The sequence below is a fragment of the Zobellia uliginosa genome, from assembly GCF_900156625.1.
Taxonomy (GTDB): Bacteria; Bacteroidota; Bacteroidia; order Flavobacteriales; family Flavobacteriaceae; genus Zobellia; species Zobellia uliginosa.
This window is the reverse complement of record NZ_FTOB01000002.1, coordinates 483,865-505,084: the sequence shown is the minus strand read 5'-3', so window position 1 is coordinate 505,084 and position 21,220 is coordinate 483,865. Positions and strand designations below refer to the sequence as shown.

Sequence of the window (21,220 nt, the reverse complement as noted above, 5' to 3'; positions counted from 1 at the left end):
CTAAAGATTTTTAGCAGAACTTCGGAATATATTATAATGATATAGTTTAGGATGATGGTGGATAAACTAGGTTTCCCACACTACCTACAATCGTCCTAAATCTATCCTAAACTATATCACTTCCTTTAAAAAAAGCCTATTTTTGGGCAAAATATCCGATAGCCTTGAATCTACTTCGTATTTTTTTACTACTCCTTTGTCCCATCTTTATATGCTATGGGCAAGACAAAAAGACAACCGTAACCGATACTACCCAAAGTAAACAGATCAATATTGTTTACGGTGCCAACTTCACAAAAAACGAAGCCCAGTTTCCTGGTGCCTCAATATTCAGTAAAGACGACAGACAGGTTCAATTCGAACACCAAGGAGCCGACCTATGGTGCGATATCGCTATCTATTACCAAAAAGAAAACCGCTTAAGGGCCTTGGGCAACGTTCGTTTACAACAGGGCGACTCCATTGAAATGACCAGCGGGAAAATCAATTATGACGGTGAGACCAAACTTGCCAAGGCTTTTGAGGAGGTTCTTTTAGAGACCGACCAAAAAAGTGGCAAAATGACCTTAAAAACCGATACGCTCTATTTTGACCGTGAAAAACAAGAGGCCTATTACAACAGCTCGGGCACCATTGTCGATTCTACCAATACCCTTACCAGCGAAATTGGCCGTTACTTTATGGAACTCGACAAGTACCAGTTTTTAGACAGTGTACACATTGAAAACCCCCAGTACACCTTAGATTCTGACCGCCTCGACTATTATACCACATCAAAGAACGCCTATATGTACGGTCCTTCGACCATAACGGGCGAAACCTATAAAATTTATTGTGAACGCGGATTTTACGATACGAAAGTCGAAAGTGGCTACGGAATAAAAAATACCCGTATCGACTACAATAATCGCATCATACAAGGCGATAGCGTATATTTTGACAAGGCAAGTGAATTTGCTTCGGCCACCAATAACATTGTAGTGACCGACACCATAAACAAAGGTATTGTTCGTGCCCACTATGCCGAAGTATTCAAGGCGAAAGATTCGGTTTTTGCAACCAAACGGGCCGTATCCATAAGTTTGGTAGAGCAAGATTCGCTTTATATGCACGGCGATACTTTAATGATAACGGGAAAACCCGAAAACCGCGTACTTCGGGCATTTAGAAATGCCAAATTCTACAAGACCGATTTGAGCGGTAAGTGCGATTCTATATTTTCTTCGGAAAAAACGGGAATCACCCAACTGATCCGGAATCCGGTCATATGGAACGGCGAAAACCAGATGACGGGCGATAGTATACACCTTATATCAAACCTTGAAACCGAAAAACTAGATTCCCTAAAAGTACTGGAAAACGCTTTTATCATCTCTTTGGACAGTATTGGAAAAACCGGCTACAACCAGGCTAAGGGAAAAGACCTCTTCGGTAAGTTCGAAGACAACGAACTCAAGTATATCGACCTGATCAAGAACACCGAGGTCATTTACTATATGTACAATGACGACGACGAACTTATAGGCATAGACAAAACCATTTGCAGCCGAATCAATATTGTCATGGCCAATAACGATGTGGAAGACCTTACCTTCTTTACCGAACCCAATGGCGATATATTCCCTGAAAAGGAACTCCCCGTTGAGAGCCGGAAACTCAAAGGTTTCATCTGGCGTGGCGATGAGCGTATCAGAACCAAAGACGACATTTTCGACGAAGACGACAACAATCTTGTACTACCGGTCATACGGGGCATTGACAACCCTATCGACATTGATGCCGAAGAGGCGGAACGCAGCCAAAACTCGGGCGATCCGGTCAACAAAATTCCTTCTTCAAACGACAAGGCCCCGGCTCCCAAGCTTAGGCCCAAAGTTCAAAAGGTGACTTCAAGTCCGATACAATGAAAGAAGATTTCTTAAAATATCAGGCACAAACCTCCCCTTACCCGTTGGCTTTGCAGATTTCGCATGCCAAAGGCAGCTATATTTACGATACCGATGGCAAGGCCCATCTAGATTTTGTTGCGGGAGTCTCGGCATGTAGCCTCGGACACTGCCACCCCAAGGTTGTGGAGGCCGTACAAAAACAAGCCGAAACCTATATGCACGTAATGGTGTATGGGGAATACGTTCAAGAACCAGCGGTAGCCTATACAAAGTTACTCGCTTCACTTTTACCCCCTTCCCTAGAAACCACGTATATGGTAAACAGCGGTACCGAAGCGGTCGAAGGTGCCTTAAAACTGGCACGTAGGGCCACCGGAAGAAGTCAATTGTTGGCCGCCCGACACGCCTACCACGGAAACACCATGGGCAGTTTGAGCGTAATGGGCTACGAAGAACGCAAAAGTGCCTTTAGGCCCCTGATACCAGATGTTGGGTTTATCAGGTTCAATAACCAAGACGAGCTCGAAAAGATCACCGACAAGACTGCGGCCGTAATTTTGGAAACCATACAAGGCGGGGCGGGTTTTATAGAACCTACCAATCGCTATTTAAAAAAAGTGCGCCAGCGTTGTAACGCTACCGGCACTATGCTGATCTTAGACGAAATCCAACCCGGTTTTGGCCGTACCGGAAAACTCTTCGCCTTTGAACATTACGATTGTGTACCCGATATCTTGGTCATGGGCAAGGGCATGGCTTCCGGACTACCCGTAGGAGCCTTTACCGCCTCAAACGAGCTTATGTCTAGCCTACAGGACAGTCCGAAATTGGGACACATCACCACATTTGGCGGAAACCCGGTTATTGCCTCGGCCTGCTTGGCCACCCTAAAGGAAATTACCGAGACCCAACTGATCGCGGACACCCTAAAAAAGGAAGCCCTTGTCAGAAAGCTGCTAAAACACCGACTAATTAGGGAAATTAGGGGAAAAGGCCTCATGCTCGCCTTGATTATGGAAAATGCCGAAATAGCAAATCACGTAATTTTGGAGTGCGCCAAAAGAGGTTTGATCTTATTTTGGTTGCTCTTTGAGCCCCGTGCGGTACGAATTTCACCTCCCTTAACCATGTCGGCCGAGGAAATTGAAAGCGGTTGTGGCATAATACTTGAAGTTTTAGAAGGTTATAAGCAATAAGCTGTTAACTAATTTGTTAATAATATAGCGGCAATCAGTTTTAAAAGAACCCATCAAAAGGCTACTTTTAATAACATAGTTTAACCAAAACGTTTCTATGGCGTTAGAATCCAACGAAAGGCCCAATAGGCCAATTGCCAAGTTTGAATCGATGCTTAAAACCGACGACGTCTATTTCTTTGACGCCGAAGATTTTGAAGACATCATACATCATTATTTGAACAATGGCAAAATAGCACTGGCGAAGAAAGCGATCAAAATCGGTCTGCAACAGCACCCAGGTTCTATTGAACTCAAGTTGTTGGATATTGAGGTTTTGGTTTTTGAAAACCACCTTGACCTTGCCGAACAGTATTTGGACGAACTTCAAATATTGGACGGAACCAACGAAGAGATCTTTATCCAACGTGCCAATATCTATTCAAAGAAAGATAACCATGAAGCTGCGGTCGCGCTTTTGAACCAGGCACTCGACCTGTCGGAAAACAGCTTTGACATTCATTCCTTACTAGGGATGGAGTACTTGTTCATGGACGATTTTAAATTGGCCAAAGAAAGTTTTATGCGCTGTGTATCCTTCGATGAACAAGATTATTCATCGCTTTACAACGTAATCTACTGCTTTGAATTTCTAGAAGATCATGACGGAGCCATTGTATACCTGAACGATTACTTAGAAAGAAACCCATATTGCGAAGTGGCCTGGCATCAACTGGGCAAGCAATATATTTACAAAAAGATGTATCCCGAAGCTCTGGGTGCCTTTGACTTTGCCATCATTTCCGACGACACCTTTATAGGTGCTTATTTTGAAAAGGGAAAGGTGTTAGAAAAAATGGGCAAATACAATGAAGCCATCGACAATTATGAGGCCACCATTAAAATGGATGACCCTACCTCACATGCTTATTTGCGTATCGGCAAATGTCACGAGCGATTGGGGAATGACGAAATGGCCAAGTATTACTACTACCATACGGTACACGAAGACCCCTTACTTGATAAGGGTTGGTTGGCCATTACCGATTTTTACTACAGACGAAACAATTATAAAAAAGCCCTCTATTACATAAACAAGGCTTTGAACATAGATGGCGAAAACCCATTGTACTGGAAGAAATGCGCCTACATCAATGCCGCGCTCAAAAAGTACGATCAAGCCGATTTTGCCTTTAAGCAGGCCGTAGACCTTGGCAATTACGAATTAAAGACCTGGCTAAACTGGGCCGATGTGGTCTATAATAACGAAGATGCCGCCACAGCCCTTCAAATACTGTCACAAGGTCAAGAATTCTATCCTGAGAGTGCCGAGCTCAAATATAAAATGGCGGGTTTCCACTTGGCGAACAACGATACGATCAACGGTCGGATCTGCTTGATGGACGCCTTAAAACTAGATTTGCAAAAATTGTCGCTTTTCTTTGAGGAATTTCCCCAGTACACCAAATCCGAATGGGTTTTGAAAGCTGTGGAAAAGGCAGAAAAAGCAGCAAAATAACCACCTTACCACCAAGCCCTTATATTTTTAATCCATAAAAATCATAAGGGCTTGTTCCATTTTTTCCTAGGTTCAAATTTTAAAAGCTATTTTTGCTTTTCAACGAATAATCTACATGGAAAAAAGAAATTTGCTTGACTATACATTCATTACCTTAAAAGGCATGGCCATGGGTGCTGCCGATGTTGTACCAGGTGTTTCCGGAGGAACCATAGCCTTTATTTCGGGAATTTACGAAGAGCTGATTACCTCGATCAACAACGTAGACCTTTCCCTCTTTAAGGAACTCAAGGAAAACGGACTTAAGGCCGCATGGACCAAGTTGAACGGGAATTTTCTGATGGCCTTGTTCTTGGGGATCGGTATAAGCGTACTCTCTTTGGCCAAACTGGTAAGCTGGTTGTTGGAGAACAAGCCCATTCTCATTTGGTCTTTCTTTTTCGGACTGGTCATTGCAAGCATTTTGCTCGTGGGCAAGGAAGTTCAAAAATGGGATGCAAAAACCATTATCGCATTGGTCTTAGGAGCCGCCATCGCCTATTATATCACCATTTTACCTCCCTCCGAAAGTGCCCATAGCCTCCCCTATCTTCTTCTATCGGGAGCTTTGGCGATTTGTGCCATGATCCTGCCCGGTATTTCCGGAGCCTTTATCTTGGTATTGCTGGGGTCGTACAAAACCATAATCGATGCGGTGCACAATCTCGATTTCAAGATTATCGGGATCGTAGGTGTAGGGGCCATTTTCGGGCTCTTGAGTTTTGCCAAAGTACTAAAATGGATGTTCAACCACCAAAAAAACCTGACCCTTGCCTTACTGACCGGTTTTATTGTAGGTTCATTGAATAAAATATGGCCTTGGAAGCGCGTACTCGACACCAAGACCATTGGCGAAAAAATCATTACGATAGACGAAAACGTGAGTCCCTTTAATTTTGAAGGCGACAATCAACTTATGATCGCCATAATTGCCGCATTGACCGGCTTTTTGGTTATTTTTATTCTCGAAAGAACTGCTTCGAAAAAATAAGTCCCCTATCATGTACAATACCAGAACATTTCTTGACAAATTTTTCTTGGTCATAAAAGGTCTGTGCATGGGCGCCGCTAACAAAGTGCCCGGTGTTTCTGGAGGTATAGTTGCATTTGTCGGAGGTTTTTATGAAGAATTTATCTACTCGTTACAGAAGGTCAACGGAAAGGCGTTCAAGTTGCTTTTGAACGGAAGGTTCAAGAGTTTTTTCCGTTACATCAACGGAACCTTCCTCTCCCTTCTTATTTTTGGTATGCTGGTCAGTTATTTTAGCGTTTCCAAACTGCTCGATTACTTTTTAGAACGCAAAGAGCTATTTGTCTGGGCCGCTTTCTTTGGTATGATCTTAGGATCCATCTATTACATTTCAAAAGACTTTGAGCACTGGAACCGTAAAACCATTACGGCCGGTATCATCGGACTTATCGTGGGTATATCTATCAGCTTTCTCAATCCCGCTAAGGAAAATGATAACCTTTTCTTCATTTTCGCCTGTGGTATCATCAGTGTTTCAGGCATGACCCTTCCCGGTCTTTCGGGCTCTTTTATCCTTATCCTCTTGGGCAACTATGTGCTCTTGTTGGTCGATTCGGTAAATGCCCTCTACGATACCTTTGCCGAAGTATTACGCGGCGACTTTAGCTTTACCCAAAACACCGAACGGATCGACACCTTGGTTATTTTAGCCGTATTCACTGCGGGTTCGGCCACGGGACTGGTGAGCCTTTCGCATTTATTGACCTATGTACTCAAACATTATAAACACATCACCACCGCGGTCATCATCGGTTTTATAACCGGTTCACTGGGGGTGGTATGGCCATGGAAACGCACGATCTTTAAGACCGATGCTTCCGGCGAGTTGGTTCTAGATAGTAACGGAAAGGAAATCATCAGTAATTACGAACGCTTCTTTCCCGATCTTGCAAGTTCGGAAACTTGGTGGGCCATCTTTTTCATCGGGGTGGGCGTTGCCATATTGCTTTTGCTCGATTGGTACGGAAAGACCCAAAAAGAAGCTAAACTATCAGTATAATCGATTTTCCCTTTATCCTTAAAAAACAAAATATGAAAAGAACACGGTTCGGATTGGTCGGTAAAAACATCTCCTATTCCTTCTCTCGCGGATATTTCACCAAAAAATTCGCTTCCTTGGGCCTGAACGACCACTCGTATGAGAATTTCGACTTTCAAGCCATCGAAGAAATTACCGATGTTCTAAAAAACAACAAAGACATCAAGGGTATGAACGTGACCATACCCTATAAACAAGAAATAATGCCCTTTTTGACGGAACTCGATCCCGAGGCCGAAAAAATTGGCGCGGTAAACACCATACAGTTCAACAAAAACGGACTCAAAGGTTTTAATACCGATGCCTATGGTTTTAAGCACGCCATGTCACCTTTTCTAAAGCCGCACCATACAAAAGCATTGATCTTGGGAACTGGCGGAGCCTCAAAAGCCGTAGCCTATGTTTTGGGAGAGCTTGGCATTTCCTACCTTTTTGTTTCAAGGAGTGCCGGAAAAAATAAGATCAGCTATGACCAGGTCACCGAAGAAGTATTAAAAGAACATACGGTATTGGTGAACTGCACCCCACTTGGCACACACCCCAATATTGAGGAACGTCCCGCCCTGCCCTACGAATTTATCGGTGACCGACACTTTTTGTTCGACCTTATCTATAATCCTGAAAAATCCGCGTTTTTAACGGCCGGCGAGGCCCAAGGCGCCCAAATTTCCAACGGTTTACGCATGTTAGAGCTTCAAGCCGACCGTTCTTGGCAAATTTGGCAAGAGCGTTAGCCATCTTTTTCCTGCGCTTTCCAAGACTAACTATCTAGGCAAGAGGACCTATAAAAAACGGCACCTTACATACCTCCTTATCAAAGTCCCACGTCGTGCAGAAAAGCTAAAATACGACCATACCTTTTGTCATTAGAGCGGTTGTTAGTATCTTACCCTAGCAATCTGCATAATCAATATCTTATAAACGATGGAAGATAAGGAACGGGAACTACAACATAACGTAGGGGAAGAAAACATACAAGAGACCACTGAAAATACTGAGGCTACTGCACCAAAAGAAGTACCGGAAGCCGTAGAAATCCCCGAAAAAGAACCATCTAAAGCAACGGAAGAGGCACCAACGGAAAAGCCGTCGGACCCCCTCGAACCCGAAACGGAAACTACAGCCGAAGCTGAAACCCCGCCTGAAACGACCCAAACAGAAGAAACGGCCCCGACCGCCCCTGCGGAAACCGCAAAGGCAAAGAACGAAGACGATGCCGTACTCGAAGAAATAGACGAGAACAATGCCGAGGACGCCGAAGACACCGATAATCAAGAGCGGCATACCATTCCGCTTTTAGATTACCATGCGATGTCTATGGAAAACTTGGTGGGCGAACTTCAAAAATTGGTCCGTAACGAAAAAGTACAGGCCATTAAGAAGCATGTTGAAGGCATCAAGTCAGAATTCGACCTGAAATTTCAAGAATTTATAGAAGGGAAGAAAGAAGATTTTATAAACGCAGGCGGCAACGAAGTAGATTTCAAGTACAATTCGGTAACCAAGAGGCAGTTTAACGAAGTCTACAGTGACTACCGTGAAAAACGCAACCAATATTATAAGAACCTTGAAAAAAACCTGAAGGAAAACCTAAACCGGCGACTTGAGATCATTGAAGAGCTAAAAGGTTTAATAAACGTAGATGAAGATATGAACTCCACCTACAAGGCGTTCAAGGAACTTCAGGAAAACTGGCGCAATGCCGGACCCATACCGCGTACCGAGTACAATAACGTATGGCGCACCTACCAGCACCACATAGAGATTTTTTACGATTTCCTACACTTGAACCGCGAGTTGCGCGACCTAGATTTCAAACACAATCTAGAGGAAAAGGAAAAACTGGTGCAAAGGGCCGAAGCCCTTGCAAACGAGCCCGACCTCACCGTAGCCTTTAGGGACCTACAGACCTTGCACAAAATCTGGAAGGAAGATATAGGCCCCGTAAGCCAAGAACACCGTGAAGAAATCTGGGAACGCTTTAGTAATGCTACCAAGGTATTACACCAAAGGCGCCAAGACCATTACAAAGAACTTGATGCCCAATACGAGAACAACCTCATCCGTAAGAACGAAATCATCGCTTCCATTAAGGAACTTTCGGAAAACGTTGCAAGCAGCCACAAAGCCCTGCAACAACAGATCAAAAAACTAGAGGAGCTCCGCACCGCCTTTTTTGCGGCCGGAAAGGTGCCAAGAAACCATAACGAAAAAACATGGGACGCCTTTAAAACCGCAGTCCGAAATTTTAATAGGAATAAAAACGCCTATTACAAGAACCTTAAAAAAGAGCAGCAGGAAAACCTCGATAAAAAACGGGTCCTACTCGACCGTGCCGTTGCCCTGAAGGACAGTGAGGACTGGGACAGTGCTACCCCTGAAATGAAACGAATTCAAAGCGAATGGAAGAAAATCGGACACGTACCCCGAAAATATTCCGATAAGATATGGAAGGAATTCAAAAGTGCCTGTAACCATTATTTCGACCGACTCCATGCGCTTAAAAACGAGGGGTTAAAAGAAGAACAGGAAAACTACGACAAGAAAAATGCCTGTTTGGAAAGACTGTCGACCTTTGAACTATCGGGTACAAGGGAAGACGACCTAAAATCGATAAAAGCCTTTATCGCCGAATGGAAATCCATTGGAAGGGTGCCTTTTAAGAAGAAGAGCATCGATCAAAAATTTAACAAGATCCTCGACGCCATCTTTAAAAAACTCGATATTGACCGCCAAGAATCGGAACTACTGAAATACGGTAATAAAATTCAACAATTGGCCGATGCCGATAACGAGCGGGCCATACAAAACGAACGTAGTTTTATTCGTAAAAAAATAGAGGAAAGCAAGGCCGAAATCCGCCAGCTAGAAACCAATCTCCAATTTTTCTCCAACGCATCGGAAGATAATCCGTTGGTTCGTGATGTTATAAAAAGGGTAGAAAGCCACAAGGAAACGCTTGAGACCTGGAAAGCAAAGCTGAAAAAGCTCAATATCATGAAGAATGACCTGAACCGGGCAAGCGATGCCGAAGAGGAAGATGGCGAAGAAGCACAGGAAGACTAAATTTAACCGGGACATTATGGAAGAATCAACTTTGATGAAACCGAACGCTTGAATTTACGGTTTAATACATGATTGAATTCATCTGAACGAATTGCCAAAACCTAGAATTTGAAAATTCGAGTAACTCTTAAATTCTGATTTTTCCTAAAGGGATGGAGAAAACCGTCCGTTAACACAATTCAATACTATACCTAAATTTATAACATGTAATCATTGCCTTCAAAACTGGTAAAGACATTGACTATGGAGCAATCTCTGAATACACTCACAACTCCATGGAAATCAAAGTAATGTATATTTCCAGAAAAACTAGAGGTCAAAAAATTGGAGAAAAGATTCCCAATAAGTTAGAAAACCTGTCCATAGAGCTAGGATATACCCGGCACCTTCGCTTTTGGGGCTTCGCAACAAACGGAAGCAAGTAGGCTATAGCTAAGAAATAGTTATTGTTCAATTGAAAATATGGCAAGCTGAAGGGTATTCCCAATAGAATATGCCTTGCCAAGATTTATAATAAAATTTGACGCAAATGAGAGCGCTAATAAAAAGGGGCTTTTCAATATACCGACTAATCGTATAAAACACTTCTCCTGCCCTTCTTTATATTCTTTATCAGCTAAAACATTATACCCGAAACAAATATTCTTACATATTCAACAAAATGTAGCTATTGTAGCCCTAGGATGTAAGCATCAAATTTCTATATAAACCCCATATTACAGGAGTTTTTTCCAGCAAACATAACATTTACGCTACATTCTTACGATTCTTATTTAATAAGTAGGAAAAATACTATAAATATATATCTTTGCCCAAGTTTTCAGACTTATTGATCTACAAAAATCAAAGAGGCATATCCTAAACGAACCGTAATGATAAAATCATACCACTTAAGTAACGACCTAAGTCTAATCGTTGGAGTGTTCGCCCATTTGGCAGCCTTAACACACAATATCAACCGACATTCGAGAACCACCTGAAACCTGAAGAAGAAAAATGCGTAAAGTCAAAAACCCATCCGATGAATTCGATGGAGATGGTCAAATAAACACTAATAGCACCGATAATTCAACATTTTATACTCTGAAGAAATGAAATGGAAATGTTGCCATTATTGGCGATCATACCGTGTGTCAAAACAACAGTCTTTAAATATAATCCATAGAAGCCGATGTCGAAAAATCACCTATGATTCAAAACCAAGTTTTTGAAGCATTAATTATAGTGTATAAATCCTAAATATTCGTTCACCCCAAAACCCAATAAAATGAAAAAATCTATTAGTCTTTTATTATGTTTAATGTGTTTTACCCTAACTATTAACTCACAAACCCATAATTGGAAACGAACCAACCCAGGCGGCGGCGGGTGGTTCGGTTCGATAGGAGTAAGTCAATCAGGCATTATCCTAGCAGGAAGTGACCTAAGTGGAGCTTATAGAAGCCGAGACGGTGGAGCTACATGGGATGTCTGTGGCGACAGCAAAGGCATTCACGGGACCCATATTTCCGGTATGGGTTTTCATAAGACCAATGGAAACATAATGTTCGTAGCAAGTGATGGACTCTATAAAACAACTAATGGAGGCGATACATGGAGACTGGTCTTATCAGAGGGCAAGGCGTACATTAGCGACATTGAGTTTGGCACTAACAACCCTTCCGTAGGATACGCTGCGAGACATCAAGGCAACTGGAATACCTTAAATGCCGAAATTTGGCGTACGAAAAATGTTGGTAACACTTGGGAAAGGGTAGATGTCAACCTGCCTAAAACCCGAATTATCAAAATTGTCGTAAACCCTAAAAATGAGAATGAGGTCTATATTCTTACCGGAAAGGGAAGGCCTGTCTGTTCTGTGGCCGATGTTTACAAAAGTACCGACGGCGGGGCCAACTGGAAAAACCTAACCGCCAATAACAATTTCGAAGGGTTCACAGAAGTAGCCGATTTTGCTATTGACCCCAACAATCCTAACGTTCAATACCTTACCGCTGTAAAAGCAGACTGCTCCAATCGATATTGGACCGATGGATTGGACAGTAGGCTTTATAAAAGTACCAATGCGGGCCGTACTTGGAATAAAATTCATGACCAAGGAGGGATTATATTGATAAATCCTAAGAATTCGAATCTTAGAATTATCGAAACAAGGGCCGTAGCGAGTTGGAACTCACGGTCGGGCACCCTATTATCTACAGATCGCGGCAACACTTTTCAAAAAATAGCCGATGTTTCTACATGGGAAACGTCATTTTCAGGCAGTACACAAGGCACTTACTCCGGTGTAGGGGATGGATATGCTAGAACCATTGCCCAAGATCCGTCAAATCCCGATAATTTATACTGGACAAATTCCCAATGGGTCTTAGGCTCTAAAGATGGAGGTGTAAAATTCAGGGTATTGCATGCCAATAAAATAGGTAATAAGGGTTGGCAAAGTACAGGTGTTGACAACCTGGTTAATGTTGATATGGCTATAAGCCCTAAAGACCCCAACCTTATTTATTTAGGTCTTGCCGATATGGGTATTTGGAGAAGCCTTAACAAGGGGGTCTCATGGGAAAATTGTAACACGGACGACCCCAAATACGGGTGGGGTGACGGTAAAGGCGGTAATTTTCATTCTATTGTAGCAGACCCTTCCCGAGCAAATGTAGTTTGGGTCACTTGTAAAGAAGGTTATATACTCAAAAGCACTGATAAAGGAGAAAAATCAAGTTGGACCGAAGTGAACCGAGGTATCCTATCGAATAAATATGTTAATGGTCTTTCCATGAACGTTAAGAGTCCTTCCAATAATCGAATCCTTTACGTTACTGCCAATGGCGATGTGTACAAAAGTACAAACGATGGCAATAACTGGACAAGGGTACTTAAAGATAAGTTCTGTAATTACACGGCGGTCGATCAATTTAACGGGGAAATCGTTTACGCAGGAGGCACCAAAGGGCTATGGAGGTCAACCAACGGAGGGAGAAACTGGAGCCGGTTAAATCAACTTAATGATTTACCCGCAAATAATGAAACCTTAGATATTAGAAATAAAGGGTATAAAGGAATTAGTGATATCGTCACCGACCCTAACCACCAGAATTGGGTCTATGTTGCAGTAAATGGTTTCGGAGAAAACCGAGGTTTGTTTCGAAGTAAAGACAAAGGCAACACTTGGAAAAAACTACTTACCGACAAGTATATGAGAAAAGTAGCCATTATGCCTAAAAACTCAAATATTATTTATGCCACTTCCTCAAGTGCCATGGGATCTGGAGGACTGTTAGAAGGTAGTAACGGAATTTGGTTTTCCAATGATGGAGGAAATACATGGTCAAAACAAAATCAAAAAGCGGCCTACCCCCTATTCAATGCAATAGACATCTCTAACGAAGACCGTCCGTACGTACTGGCCGGCTCACAAGGTACAGGCTTTCAAAAAGCTAAGGTCTATTTATCTAGTAACACAAGCGCCAAGACCAATGCGGAACTATTGCCCCAAGAAGAAGAGAGCAACAAAATATCAGTGTACCCGAATCCCGTAGAAGGTAGACTACACGCTACAGGCCTATCTAAAAAAAATGTGGCCTATACCATTATAAACTCAACCGGGCAACATGTGGCCAAAGGGAGCACACAGTCGAGTAAAAACGAGATATCCTTAGATGTAAGCTCCCTCCCAAAAGGAATCTACTTTTTATCAATTGAAAATAAAATGATTAGATTTTTAGTTGAAAAATAAACGGTATACCTTCTATATAAAAAACGATCTTAAGTTTATAACTTAAAGAAAGGTAGAGAGATTAGTATCTAATTATTTAAAACCTTAACGAGGGGCTGTCCTATAGGGGTTACACCCCTCGTTTAAAGTTATATGCCCATCAAAGGGTTTGTCGACATACGTCCCAAACCGAAAATATATCTATTCACACCCGTTCACGACAAAAATCGATGATATATGAAATTTAAAATCCAAAACTTTGTTATCCTTCCCCGTTTTTACAAACCATATAAAATTAAAACTATATGAATTCGAACGAAATCACCCCTGTAGAATTATCGAAATAGTTTTCTATTAGCTTTACATTCGTTAAATTGGGTATCTTAACTTTAACTATCCCTATACCCATTGTCTATGAGGAAAATGATATTTTTTTCGGTCTTGGTGCTCACCATCATGAGTATGTCCATAAGTTGTAAGGAGGAACAAACAGAAAAAATAACGCATAGCCAGAAACTTCCTGAACCTTATCAAGAAAAACACCGTCCACAATTTCATTTTACCCCCGAGGCCAAATGGATGAACGACCCTAATGGAATGTTTTTTTACAAGGGGAAATACCATCTCTTTTATCAATACTACCCAGATAGTACCGTATGGGGACCAATGCATTGGGGACATGCCGAATCAAAAGACCTGGTTCATTGGAAACACCTCCCTATCGCCCTATACCCCGATTCATTGGGACTCATTTTTTCAGGAGGGGCCGTGGTAGACCTTAACAATACCTCTAAATTCGGCACCAAGGAGAATCCGCCCATCGTAGCCACATTTACCCACCACAATTTAGAGGGTGAAAAAGCCGAAACAAACAATTTTCAAACCCAAAGTATCGCCTATAGTCTAGATGAAGGTGTGAAATGGACCAAATACGGGCACAACCCCGTTATTCCGAATACGGAAGGCATCAAAGATTTTAGGGACCCCAAAGTAGTATGGCATGAAAAATCGCAACAATGGATCTTGGTATTGGCCGCCTATGACAAGGTCAAATTTTATGCCTCTCCCAACCTTATCGATTGGACCCATCTTTCCGACTTTGGTATAGACGGCGATATTCGCCTATGGGAATGCCCAGACCTCTTTCCTATAAAAGTTGAAGGCTCCGATGAAGAAAAATGGGCCTTGATCGTCAGCATCCAAAAAAATGCCCCTAATGGAGGTACTGCCTCTTCTTATTTTATTGGTGATTTTGATGGAAAAACCTTTACAAGCGATGTAAAAAAACAGAAATGGCTCGATTGGGGCGCTGATAATTATGCCTTTGTTACATGGAACAACATCCCTAAAGACGATGGTAGAATTATCGGCATAGGATGGATGTCCAATTGGCAGTACGCCCAAATTGTCCCTACCGAAAACTGGAGGAGCGCCATGACACTTCCGAGGGAATTAAAATTGACCCGATCCAATGCGGACTATCATTTAATCAGTAGCCCGGTAAAAGAATTACAAGCGTTGCGAAAAGACTCCACTTTGATAAGTCCGTTTCAAGTCGAAGATAGACACCTGCTAGAGGCTTCGTTTTCGCCTTCGCAATTTGAAATCGCTATGGAGATCGACCTAAAGGAAACCACGGCCGGTTCTTTTGGTTTCGAGCTTAAAAACGACCTAGGGGAAAACCTGGTCATCACTTTCGATAAGGGTGGGGATATGCTATATGTAGACCGGACCAACTCTGCCAAAACCAAGTTTTCAGAAGACTTTTTCGGGAAAAAACATTACGCCCCATTAAACTACGACGAAGACACCATGAACATACAGCTATTTGTCGACGCCTCTTCCCTTGAAATTTTCGTTAACGGCGGGAAACTGAACTTTACGGATATTTTCTTTCCTTCGGAGAAATTCAATACGGTTTCCTTATTTTCACAAAAAGGCACATGGAAAATCAAGGACACAAAAATCTATTCCCTCAAGGGCATTTGGAAGCCTGGGAAAAAGTAAACTATACCTCGGGGCAAGATCGCGCTACATTAAAAGGAATACACCTTGATTTCGAGGCAAACCCCGGAGCATTTAATCTTATTTATCGATTAATCAGATTGAGGGAAAGCAAGAGCCAAGATAACACTTGTACTAGTATACATTAGAAGCACATGAAAAAACGACATGACTACGCCCTAACCGTAAAATGGACAGGAAACCAAGGAACGGGCACTTCCCATTATAGGGCCTTCGAAAGAAGTCACACTATCTCCATCAACAATAAACCGGATATATACGGCTCATCGGACCCGGCCTTCAGGGGCGATCGAAGCAAGTACAACCCCGAAGAGCTTTTTCTTTCCTCCCTATCGTCTTGCCATATGCTTTGGTATTTACACCTGTGCTCGGAAGCCCATATCATTGTAACGGATTACAAGGACAATGCCACTGGCATAATGGAGGAGAACGCCAATGGTAGCGGACAATTTTCGGAGGTAAGCTTAAACCCTATCGTTACCGTCACGAAGGAAGAAATGGTAGCGAAAGCAAAGGCGCTTCATACCAAGGCCAACGAACTTTGCTTTATCGCCAATTCCGTAAACTTCAAAGTACGGCACAATTCACGTTGTATCGTTAAGGAAGCCTAATAATCATTGCGAATCGATAATTTGATGATGTGGTGACATTACAACCGCCCAAGGACTCCTTTTCCCTAAACCAAGCCCTCAAAAAGAAAGGAATGGGGTTTTCCTCGGCCAAAGCGCAAATTTTGGCGGAAACAAGTGGTACAGCTTAAAAAAAATGAGACCTTTGCCCGTGCAATTTGGTAAATGAAGAATGAATGTTTAGACATCAAGGCAAAAGCAGAACCTTAAAACACAATCTGCAGATTGCAACCGTATTGTCTTTTGTTGCAGGCATCGTAAACGTAACGGGGTTCTTATCGATCAAGCAGTTGACTACAAATGTCACCGGACATTTTGCACTTTTTATTTATGATGTGGCCAATTTTGACTTCTGGAGGGGTACCATCTATTTTCTATATATTTTTTCTTTTCTCTTCGGTTCGTTTTTATCAAGTTATCTGATTGAAAAGTTTCGGGCCAATAAAAAACTGAACGTTTTTGTGCTCCCCACCACAATCGAATGTCTTGTTTTGATATCCATAGCCCTAACGAGCAATGTGATGAAACTGGAGTCGTTCGATACCATCGCTTGTTTGTTATTATTTGCTATGGGACTCCAAAACTCCTATGTTACCAAAATTTCCAATGCCATAGTCCGAACTACACATTTAACGGGACTCTTTACGGATTTAGGAATAGAAATCTCCCAATTGTTCTTTCCCAAACTGCATCCTAACAGAGGAAAACTTAAGTCGAATATCCAGCTACGCATCTATATTATCCTTTTCTTTTTTGCCGGCGGATTAGTGGGCGGTTTTCTCTATTCTAAAATGGACTTTAAACTGAACACCCTCATTGTAGGAGCCGTCATTCTTCTTGCCAGTCTCTTTTACGACGACATCCGCTACCGTTTGATCAAGGCGCGGAGAAAGTATACCCAAAAGAAAACCGCAAAGCACAAACATGCGTTTCGCAGATAACCATATCGGCTTGCCATTGTTCAATTCCCTTTTTTTCAATCCGTTTCTATGCCTTAACTTGCACCTTGAATCCCATTCTTTTTTGAAATCGCATATACCGAAATACATATCGTAGCGCAACTTGACGCCCCTATCCGTATGCAAGAGTATGGTGTGGGCGTATTTCCTTCCGTCCCCACAAAATCGGCTTGGAAAAAAGCCCTAAAGAAAAAGCGCGTCAAGGTAAACGGGCACTTGGCCCATACCGCTACCTACCTCAAGGGAGGCGAAAAAATAGAACTTTCCCTAGCTGAGGAAACCCCCTCTTGCAAGACTTTGGTTTTCGACCTCAAGGTCCTTTTTGAAGACGATTACTTGGCCATAATCCACAAACCCGCAGGTATACTTGTAAGCGGAAACAGCTTTAAGACCATTGCAAACGCCTTGCCCCAAAACCTAAAACCGTGCGATGTATCCGACGCTACCAAGCCGCAGCCCGTACATCGACTGGATTATGCTACAACGGGACTTTTATTGACGGGAAAAACAGGTAGCAGCATCCGTAAACTCAACCAACTTTTTGAAGAAAAAAAAGTCCACAAAGTATACTATGCGACAACGATCGGAAAAATGCCGCTCTCGGGAAAAATTACAGATCCAATAGACGATAAAGCTGCCGAAAGCCATTTTGAAACCGTCCGTTCGGTTCCCTCAAAAAAATACGAATACTTAAATTTAGTCAAGCTCGCCCCCAAAACCGGAAGGCGACATCAGTTACGGAAACATTTATCGGCTATGGGCAACCCTATTCTCGGTGACAAAACCTATGGTAAAGAAGGCTTTATCTTAATGGGTAAAGGCCTCTACCTGCATGCCTATTCCTTGGAATTCATTCATCCCTTTACCGGGGAACATCTCAAAGTAACAGACGATCTACCGGAAAGGTTTACCAAGATTTTCGGTGAGCTTTAGTCGGTGTAAATTCAGCTTCATCAGGCGAAAACTTCCCAATCTTTAAAAACGGGCTCATAGCCTTGTTTTCTAATCATTTCCTTGATTTCCCCTGTAGAACGTTCATCGGAAATCTCAAACTGCTCCAAAGATTCGGGCTCGGCCGTATACCCCCCCGGGTTGGTCTTAGACTCGGCGCTGATGGAAGTAATCCCTAGCTTTATAATGTTGTTTCGAAAGGTTTCACTTTCACGGGTAGACATAGAAAGCTCCACATCCTCATCTAAAAGACGATAAGCGCAAATCAGCTGGACCAGATCGGCATCGGTCATTTCCACTTTGGGCTGCACATCGCCCTGATGCGGTCTTAACCGAGGAAAAGAAATGCTGTACTTCGTTTTCCAATACGTCCTTTGCAGGTATTTTAAGTGCAGGGCCGTATAAAAACTATCGACCCGCCAGTCTTCCAAACCGAACAAGGCCCCCAATCCTATTTTATGGATTCCGGCCTTCCCCAATCGGTCAGGTGTATCCAAACGATAATGGAAATTGGATTTTTTCCCTTTAGGATGATGTACCTTATACGTGGCTTCATGATAGGTTTCCTGGTATACCAAAACCGCATATAACCCGGCTTCCATCAACAATTCGTAATCTGCCTGCCCGAGGGGCTGTACTTCCATACTGATATTTGAAAAGTGGTCTTTGATCAGTTCTATGGCATGTTTAATATAGGAAACTCCAACGGTTCTGTTCGCCTCTCCTGTCACCAATAAAATATGGTCGTACCCCAATTTCTTTATATGCGCCACCTCTTTTAGAATTTCGGCATCGCTTAAGGTTTTTCGGGGGATTTTGTTCGTCATACTAAATCCACAATACGTACAAATATTTTGGCATTCATTGGAGAGGTACATGGGCAGGTACATCTGTATGGTATTCCCAAAACGCTTCTTGGTCAACTGATGGCTGCGCTGCGCCATTTTCTCCAAGAAGGGTTTGGCGGCCGGGGAAATCAAGGTCTTAAAATCATCCAAGGAAATACTTTCCTTTTTTAACACCGCTGCTACCTCCGCTTCGGTCACGGCATAAATTTCCCGCTCCAGCGTATCCCAATCGTATTGTTCAAATGTATCTTTAAAGGCCATATACTCGGTTTTAATTCAAAAATGAGGTCAAGGGGCTACTGGCTTCGGCCACTTCCTTTATCGGGGCCAATTTCGCGCTATATGCCATCCTACCTGCCGCTACCGCCATTTTAAAGGCAACTGCCATGTCAACCGGACATTGGGCTACCGCAATGGCCGTATTCACCAATACGGCATCGGCACCCAGCTCCATAGCATAGGCCGCATGTGATGGCGCCCCAATACCGGCATCTACGATTACCGGTACATTGCTCTGTTCAATGATGATCTTTAGGAAATCATCGGTTTTCAAGCCTTTGTTACTGCCAATGGGTGCGCCCAAGGGCATTACACATTGCACCCCAACATCTTCCAAGCGTTTGCACAAAACCGGATCGGCATGAATATAGGGCATTACCACAAAGCCTAATTTCACCAATTCCTCGGCTGCTTTCAAGGTTTCAATCGGGTCGGGCAATAAGTAGCGGGGATCTGGGTGGATTTCCAATTTCATCCAATTCGTCTCTAGGGCCTCACGCGCCAATTGTGCCGCAAAAACCGCTTCTTTGGCCGTTCTCACCCCGGAAGTATTCGGTAATAAATTGATATGTTCCGCATTAAGGCTTTTGAGCATATCGTCCGACTTATTCTCTACCTCTACCCTTTTAAGGGCTACGGTAACCAGCTCACTTTCTGAAGCCAAGATAGCTTCCCGCATCTTTTCAGAACTTGAAAACTTGCCCGTACCGGTAAACAATCTTGACGAGAAAGTCTTATCCGCTATTTGAAGTATATCTGTCATATTTAAAATTTTGTTTCCCTATTCCAAACCTGTTCATTGGTAGAAGGGGCCTTCAAAAGTTTATGAAAGGCGTTTATTTTATTGAAGTCCTTTGTAATCTCCCCAGATGCTGCAATACCATAAACCCCTGTTTTTAAAATCTCGGGAACGTCATCTATGGTAATGCCACCTATGGCGATAATAGGCATATCGGAATTTAATTCCCCAACAATGCCCTGGTATCCGATCAGTGGAATGATGGGGCTCAGGTTTTCCTTGGTAGTCGTAAAACGAAAAGGTCCTAAACCAATATAATTGACACCTTTCTTTACCAAAGCCAAGCAATCGTCCAAGGTATTTGCCGTTCCCCCTATGATATAGTAATCGCCCAATAGCTTTCGGGCCACTACGGGGTCGGCATCGGTTTTACCCAAGTGCACCCCATCCGCCTGTACCTCTTTGGCAATTTGATAGTGGTCATTGATAATTAAGCGTGTCTGAAAATGCGCTGTTAGCTCCCTTGCCTTTTCCGCAGTTTTGAGCACCACGCTTTTCTTTACGTTCTTTAAACGCAATTGCACCAGTTCAGCTCCCGATGTACAGGCTTTCTGAATATTTTCCAGATGCTCTTCCGGTGTCTTTCCTTGCGATATGTAATGTAGTTTCGGTATGTTCATGTTCACTAGTTTCTATAAAATTCTTGCATCGCCCTGAACTCTTCAATTGGCGTTTTACTGTTCCATATCCCTCCTAAGACCCCAACGCCCCGAAATCCTAATTTTTGAATTTCAGGCAAGTTGTTCTTGCTTACGCCCCCCATACCTATGATCTTTTTGTCGATATGGTTGACATTGAATCCCCTACCCTCATATCCAATCTTTGAAATGGAAGAAAACACGGGACTCAATAGGTGGTAATCGAATTCAAAGTTACAGCCTTGCAGCTCATTCGGTTCATGAAACGAAGAACTTATGCTCTTGACCTTGGAACGGTCTACTTCCAACGATGCCATATAATGTTCCATCACCGTATCTGGAGCCTTTTCATTTAATGCGTCCTTTCCCAGTATCTCCCTTCGCTTTTGCTCCTGAAAATGGATTCCCTTTAAATCAAAATCAGCGATCAAGCGATGGTACAGGTGAACTACGACCCTATTATGGTAGGCTTTATCGATACCCTTTAAATACGCCACATGCCCCGCATAATCCTTATTAGGTTTACGTAGGTGATAATACTCCAACCCTTCTTGAAACAAATGGTTCAAGGTTTCAAGTTCGTTGGGCACATCGGTTTCCGGGGCAATGAGAACGATCAT

At 42.8% G+C, this 21,220-nt stretch carries 16 protein-coding genes; 12 read left to right on the top strand and 4 right to left on the bottom strand.

Annotation, left to right across the window (positions count from 1 at the left end):
* Positions 1-203: 203 nt before the first annotated feature.
* The 12 genes from BW980_RS06670 (at position 204) to BW980_RS06615 (ending at position 18,018) form a co-directional block, all read left to right on the top strand.
* Positions 204-1,907 (top strand): OstA-like protein, encoded by a 1,704-nt coding sequence (locus tag BW980_RS06670; RefSeq protein WP_076454741.1) that lies wholly within the window; start codon positions 204-206, stop codon positions 1,905-1,907.
* Positions 1,904-3,085, top strand: coding sequence for an aspartate aminotransferase family protein (locus tag BW980_RS06665; protein WP_076454151.1), 1,182 nt, complete (start codon positions 1,904-1,906; stop codon positions 3,083-3,085). The genes BW980_RS06670 and BW980_RS06665 overlap by 4 nt, the downstream gene beginning before the upstream one ends.
* A gap of 97 nt (positions 3,086-3,182) precedes the next feature.
* Positions 3,183-4,583: a tetratricopeptide repeat protein gene (locus BW980_RS06660; protein WP_076454150.1), complete on the top strand. Its 1,401-nt coding sequence runs from the start codon at positions 3,183-3,185 to the stop codon at positions 4,581-4,583.
* Positions 4,584-4,698: 115 nt separating this feature from the next.
* A complete protein-coding gene (locus tag BW980_RS06655; protein WP_076454149.1) occupies positions 4,699-5,613 on the top strand; it encodes a polyprenyl-phosphate transporter in 915 nt (304 codons plus the stop codon).
* A gap of 10 nt (positions 5,614-5,623) precedes the next feature.
* Positions 5,624-6,652, top strand: coding sequence for a DUF368 domain-containing protein (locus BW980_RS06650; protein WP_076454148.1), 1,029 nt, complete (start codon positions 5,624-5,626; stop codon positions 6,650-6,652).
* A 32-nt stretch (positions 6,653-6,684) separates the two neighbouring features.
* On the top strand, positions 6,685-7,425 hold the full coding sequence (locus tag BW980_RS06645) for a shikimate dehydrogenase family protein (protein ID WP_076454147.1): 741 nt from the start codon (positions 6,685-6,687) through the stop codon (positions 7,423-7,425).
* A gap of 190 nt (positions 7,426-7,615) precedes the next feature.
* Positions 7,616-9,757: a DUF349 domain-containing protein gene (locus tag BW980_RS06640; RefSeq protein ID WP_076454146.1), complete on the top strand. Its 2,142-nt coding sequence runs from the start codon at positions 7,616-7,618 to the stop codon at positions 9,755-9,757.
* Positions 9,758-11,024: 1,267 nt separating this feature from the next.
* Positions 11,025-13,493 (top strand): T9SS type A sorting domain-containing protein, encoded by a 2,469-nt coding sequence (locus tag BW980_RS06635; RefSeq protein WP_083690394.1) that lies wholly within the window; start codon positions 11,025-11,027, stop codon positions 13,491-13,493.
* 393 nt (positions 13,494-13,886) lie between these two features.
* Positions 13,887-15,479: a glycoside hydrolase family 32 protein gene (locus BW980_RS06630; protein WP_245799983.1), complete on the top strand. Its 1,593-nt coding sequence runs from the start codon at positions 13,887-13,889 to the stop codon at positions 15,477-15,479.
* A gap of 152 nt (positions 15,480-15,631) precedes the next feature.
* The gene (locus BW980_RS06625; protein WP_076454143.1) at positions 15,632-16,108 is read left to right on the top strand and encodes an OsmC family protein; all 477 of its coding nucleotides are present in this window, start codon (positions 15,632-15,634) and stop codon (positions 16,106-16,108) included.
* Between the two features lie 194 nt (positions 16,109-16,302).
* Entirely contained in the window at positions 16,303-17,067 is a 765-nt protein-coding gene (locus BW980_RS06620) for a YoaK family protein (RefSeq protein WP_076454142.1), read from the top strand.
* 138 nt (positions 17,068-17,205) lie between these two features.
* Entirely contained in the window at positions 17,206-18,018 is an 813-nt protein-coding gene (locus BW980_RS06615; RefSeq protein ID WP_076454141.1) for an RluA family pseudouridine synthase, read from the top strand.
* 20 nt (positions 18,019-18,038) lie between these two features.
* Here BW980_RS06615 and thiH read toward each other — a convergent pair whose 3' ends face one another.
* From thiH to BW980_RS06595, 4 genes are read right to left on the bottom strand one after another with little or no spacing between them, the layout of a single operon-like run.
* Entirely contained in the window at positions 18,039-19,145 is a 1,107-nt protein-coding gene (gene thiH, locus BW980_RS06610) for a 2-iminoacetate synthase ThiH (protein ID WP_076454140.1), read from the bottom strand.
* A 10-nt stretch (positions 19,146-19,155) separates the two neighbouring features.
* Entirely contained in the window at positions 19,156-19,926 is a 771-nt protein-coding gene (locus BW980_RS06605; RefSeq protein ID WP_076454139.1) for a thiazole synthase, read from the bottom strand.
* Positions 19,927-19,928: 2 nt separating this feature from the next.
* The gene (thiE, locus tag BW980_RS06600) at positions 19,929-20,582 is read right to left on the bottom strand and encodes a thiamine phosphate synthase (RefSeq protein WP_076454138.1); all 654 of its coding nucleotides are present in this window, start codon (positions 20,580-20,582) and stop codon (positions 19,929-19,931) included.
* Between the two features lie 5 nt (positions 20,583-20,587).
* Complete coding sequence (locus tag BW980_RS06595) at positions 20,588-21,220, bottom strand: thiamine phosphate synthase (protein WP_076454137.1); 633 nt, start codon at positions 21,218-21,220, stop codon at positions 20,588-20,590.

Bases quoted from the DNA above. Each gene is read 5' to 3' on its own strand.
- BW980_RS06665 (WP_076454151.1), top strand. From the start codon at position 1,904: ATGAAAGAAGATTTCTTAAAATATCAGGCACAAACCTCCCCTTACCCG.
- BW980_RS06660 (WP_076454150.1), top strand. From the start codon at position 3,183: ATGGCGTTAGAATCCAACGAAAGGCCCAATAGGCCAATTGCCAAGTTT.
- BW980_RS06655 (WP_076454149.1), top strand. From the start codon at position 4,699: ATGGAAAAAAGAAATTTGCTTGACTATACATTCATTACCTTAAAAGGC.
- BW980_RS06650 (WP_076454148.1), top strand. From the start codon at position 5,624: ATGTACAATACCAGAACATTTCTTGACAAATTTTTCTTGGTCATAAAA.
- BW980_RS06645 (WP_076454147.1), top strand. From the start codon at position 6,685: ATGAAAAGAACACGGTTCGGATTGGTCGGTAAAAACATCTCCTATTCC.
- BW980_RS06640 (WP_076454146.1), top strand. From the start codon at position 7,616: ATGGAAGATAAGGAACGGGAACTACAACATAACGTAGGGGAAGAAAAC.
- BW980_RS06635 (WP_083690394.1), top strand. From the start codon at position 11,025: ATGAAAAAATCTATTAGTCTTTTATTATGTTTAATGTGTTTTACCCTA.
- BW980_RS06630 (WP_245799983.1), top strand. From the start codon at position 13,887: ATGAGGAAAATGATATTTTTTTCGGTCTTGGTGCTCACCATCATGAGT.
- BW980_RS06625 (WP_076454143.1), top strand. From the start codon at position 15,632: ATGAAAAAACGACATGACTACGCCCTAACCGTAAAATGGACAGGAAAC.
- BW980_RS06620 (WP_076454142.1), top strand. From the start codon at position 16,303: ATGTTTAGACATCAAGGCAAAAGCAGAACCTTAAAACACAATCTGCAG.
- BW980_RS06615 (WP_076454141.1), top strand. From the start codon at position 17,206: ATGCAAGAGTATGGTGTGGGCGTATTTCCTTCCGTCCCCACAAAATCG.
- thiH (WP_076454140.1), bottom strand. From the start codon at position 19,145: ATGGCCTTTAAAGATACATTTGAACAATACGATTGGGATACGCTGGAG.
- BW980_RS06605 (WP_076454139.1), bottom strand. From the start codon at position 19,926: ATGACAGATATACTTCAAATAGCGGATAAGACTTTCTCGTCAAGATTG.
- thiE (WP_076454138.1), bottom strand. From the start codon at position 20,582: ATGAACATACCGAAACTACATTACATATCGCAAGGAAAGACACCGGAA.
- BW980_RS06595 (WP_076454137.1), bottom strand. From the start codon at position 21,220: ATGATCGTTCTCATTGCCCCGGAAACCGATGTGCCCAACGAACTTGAA.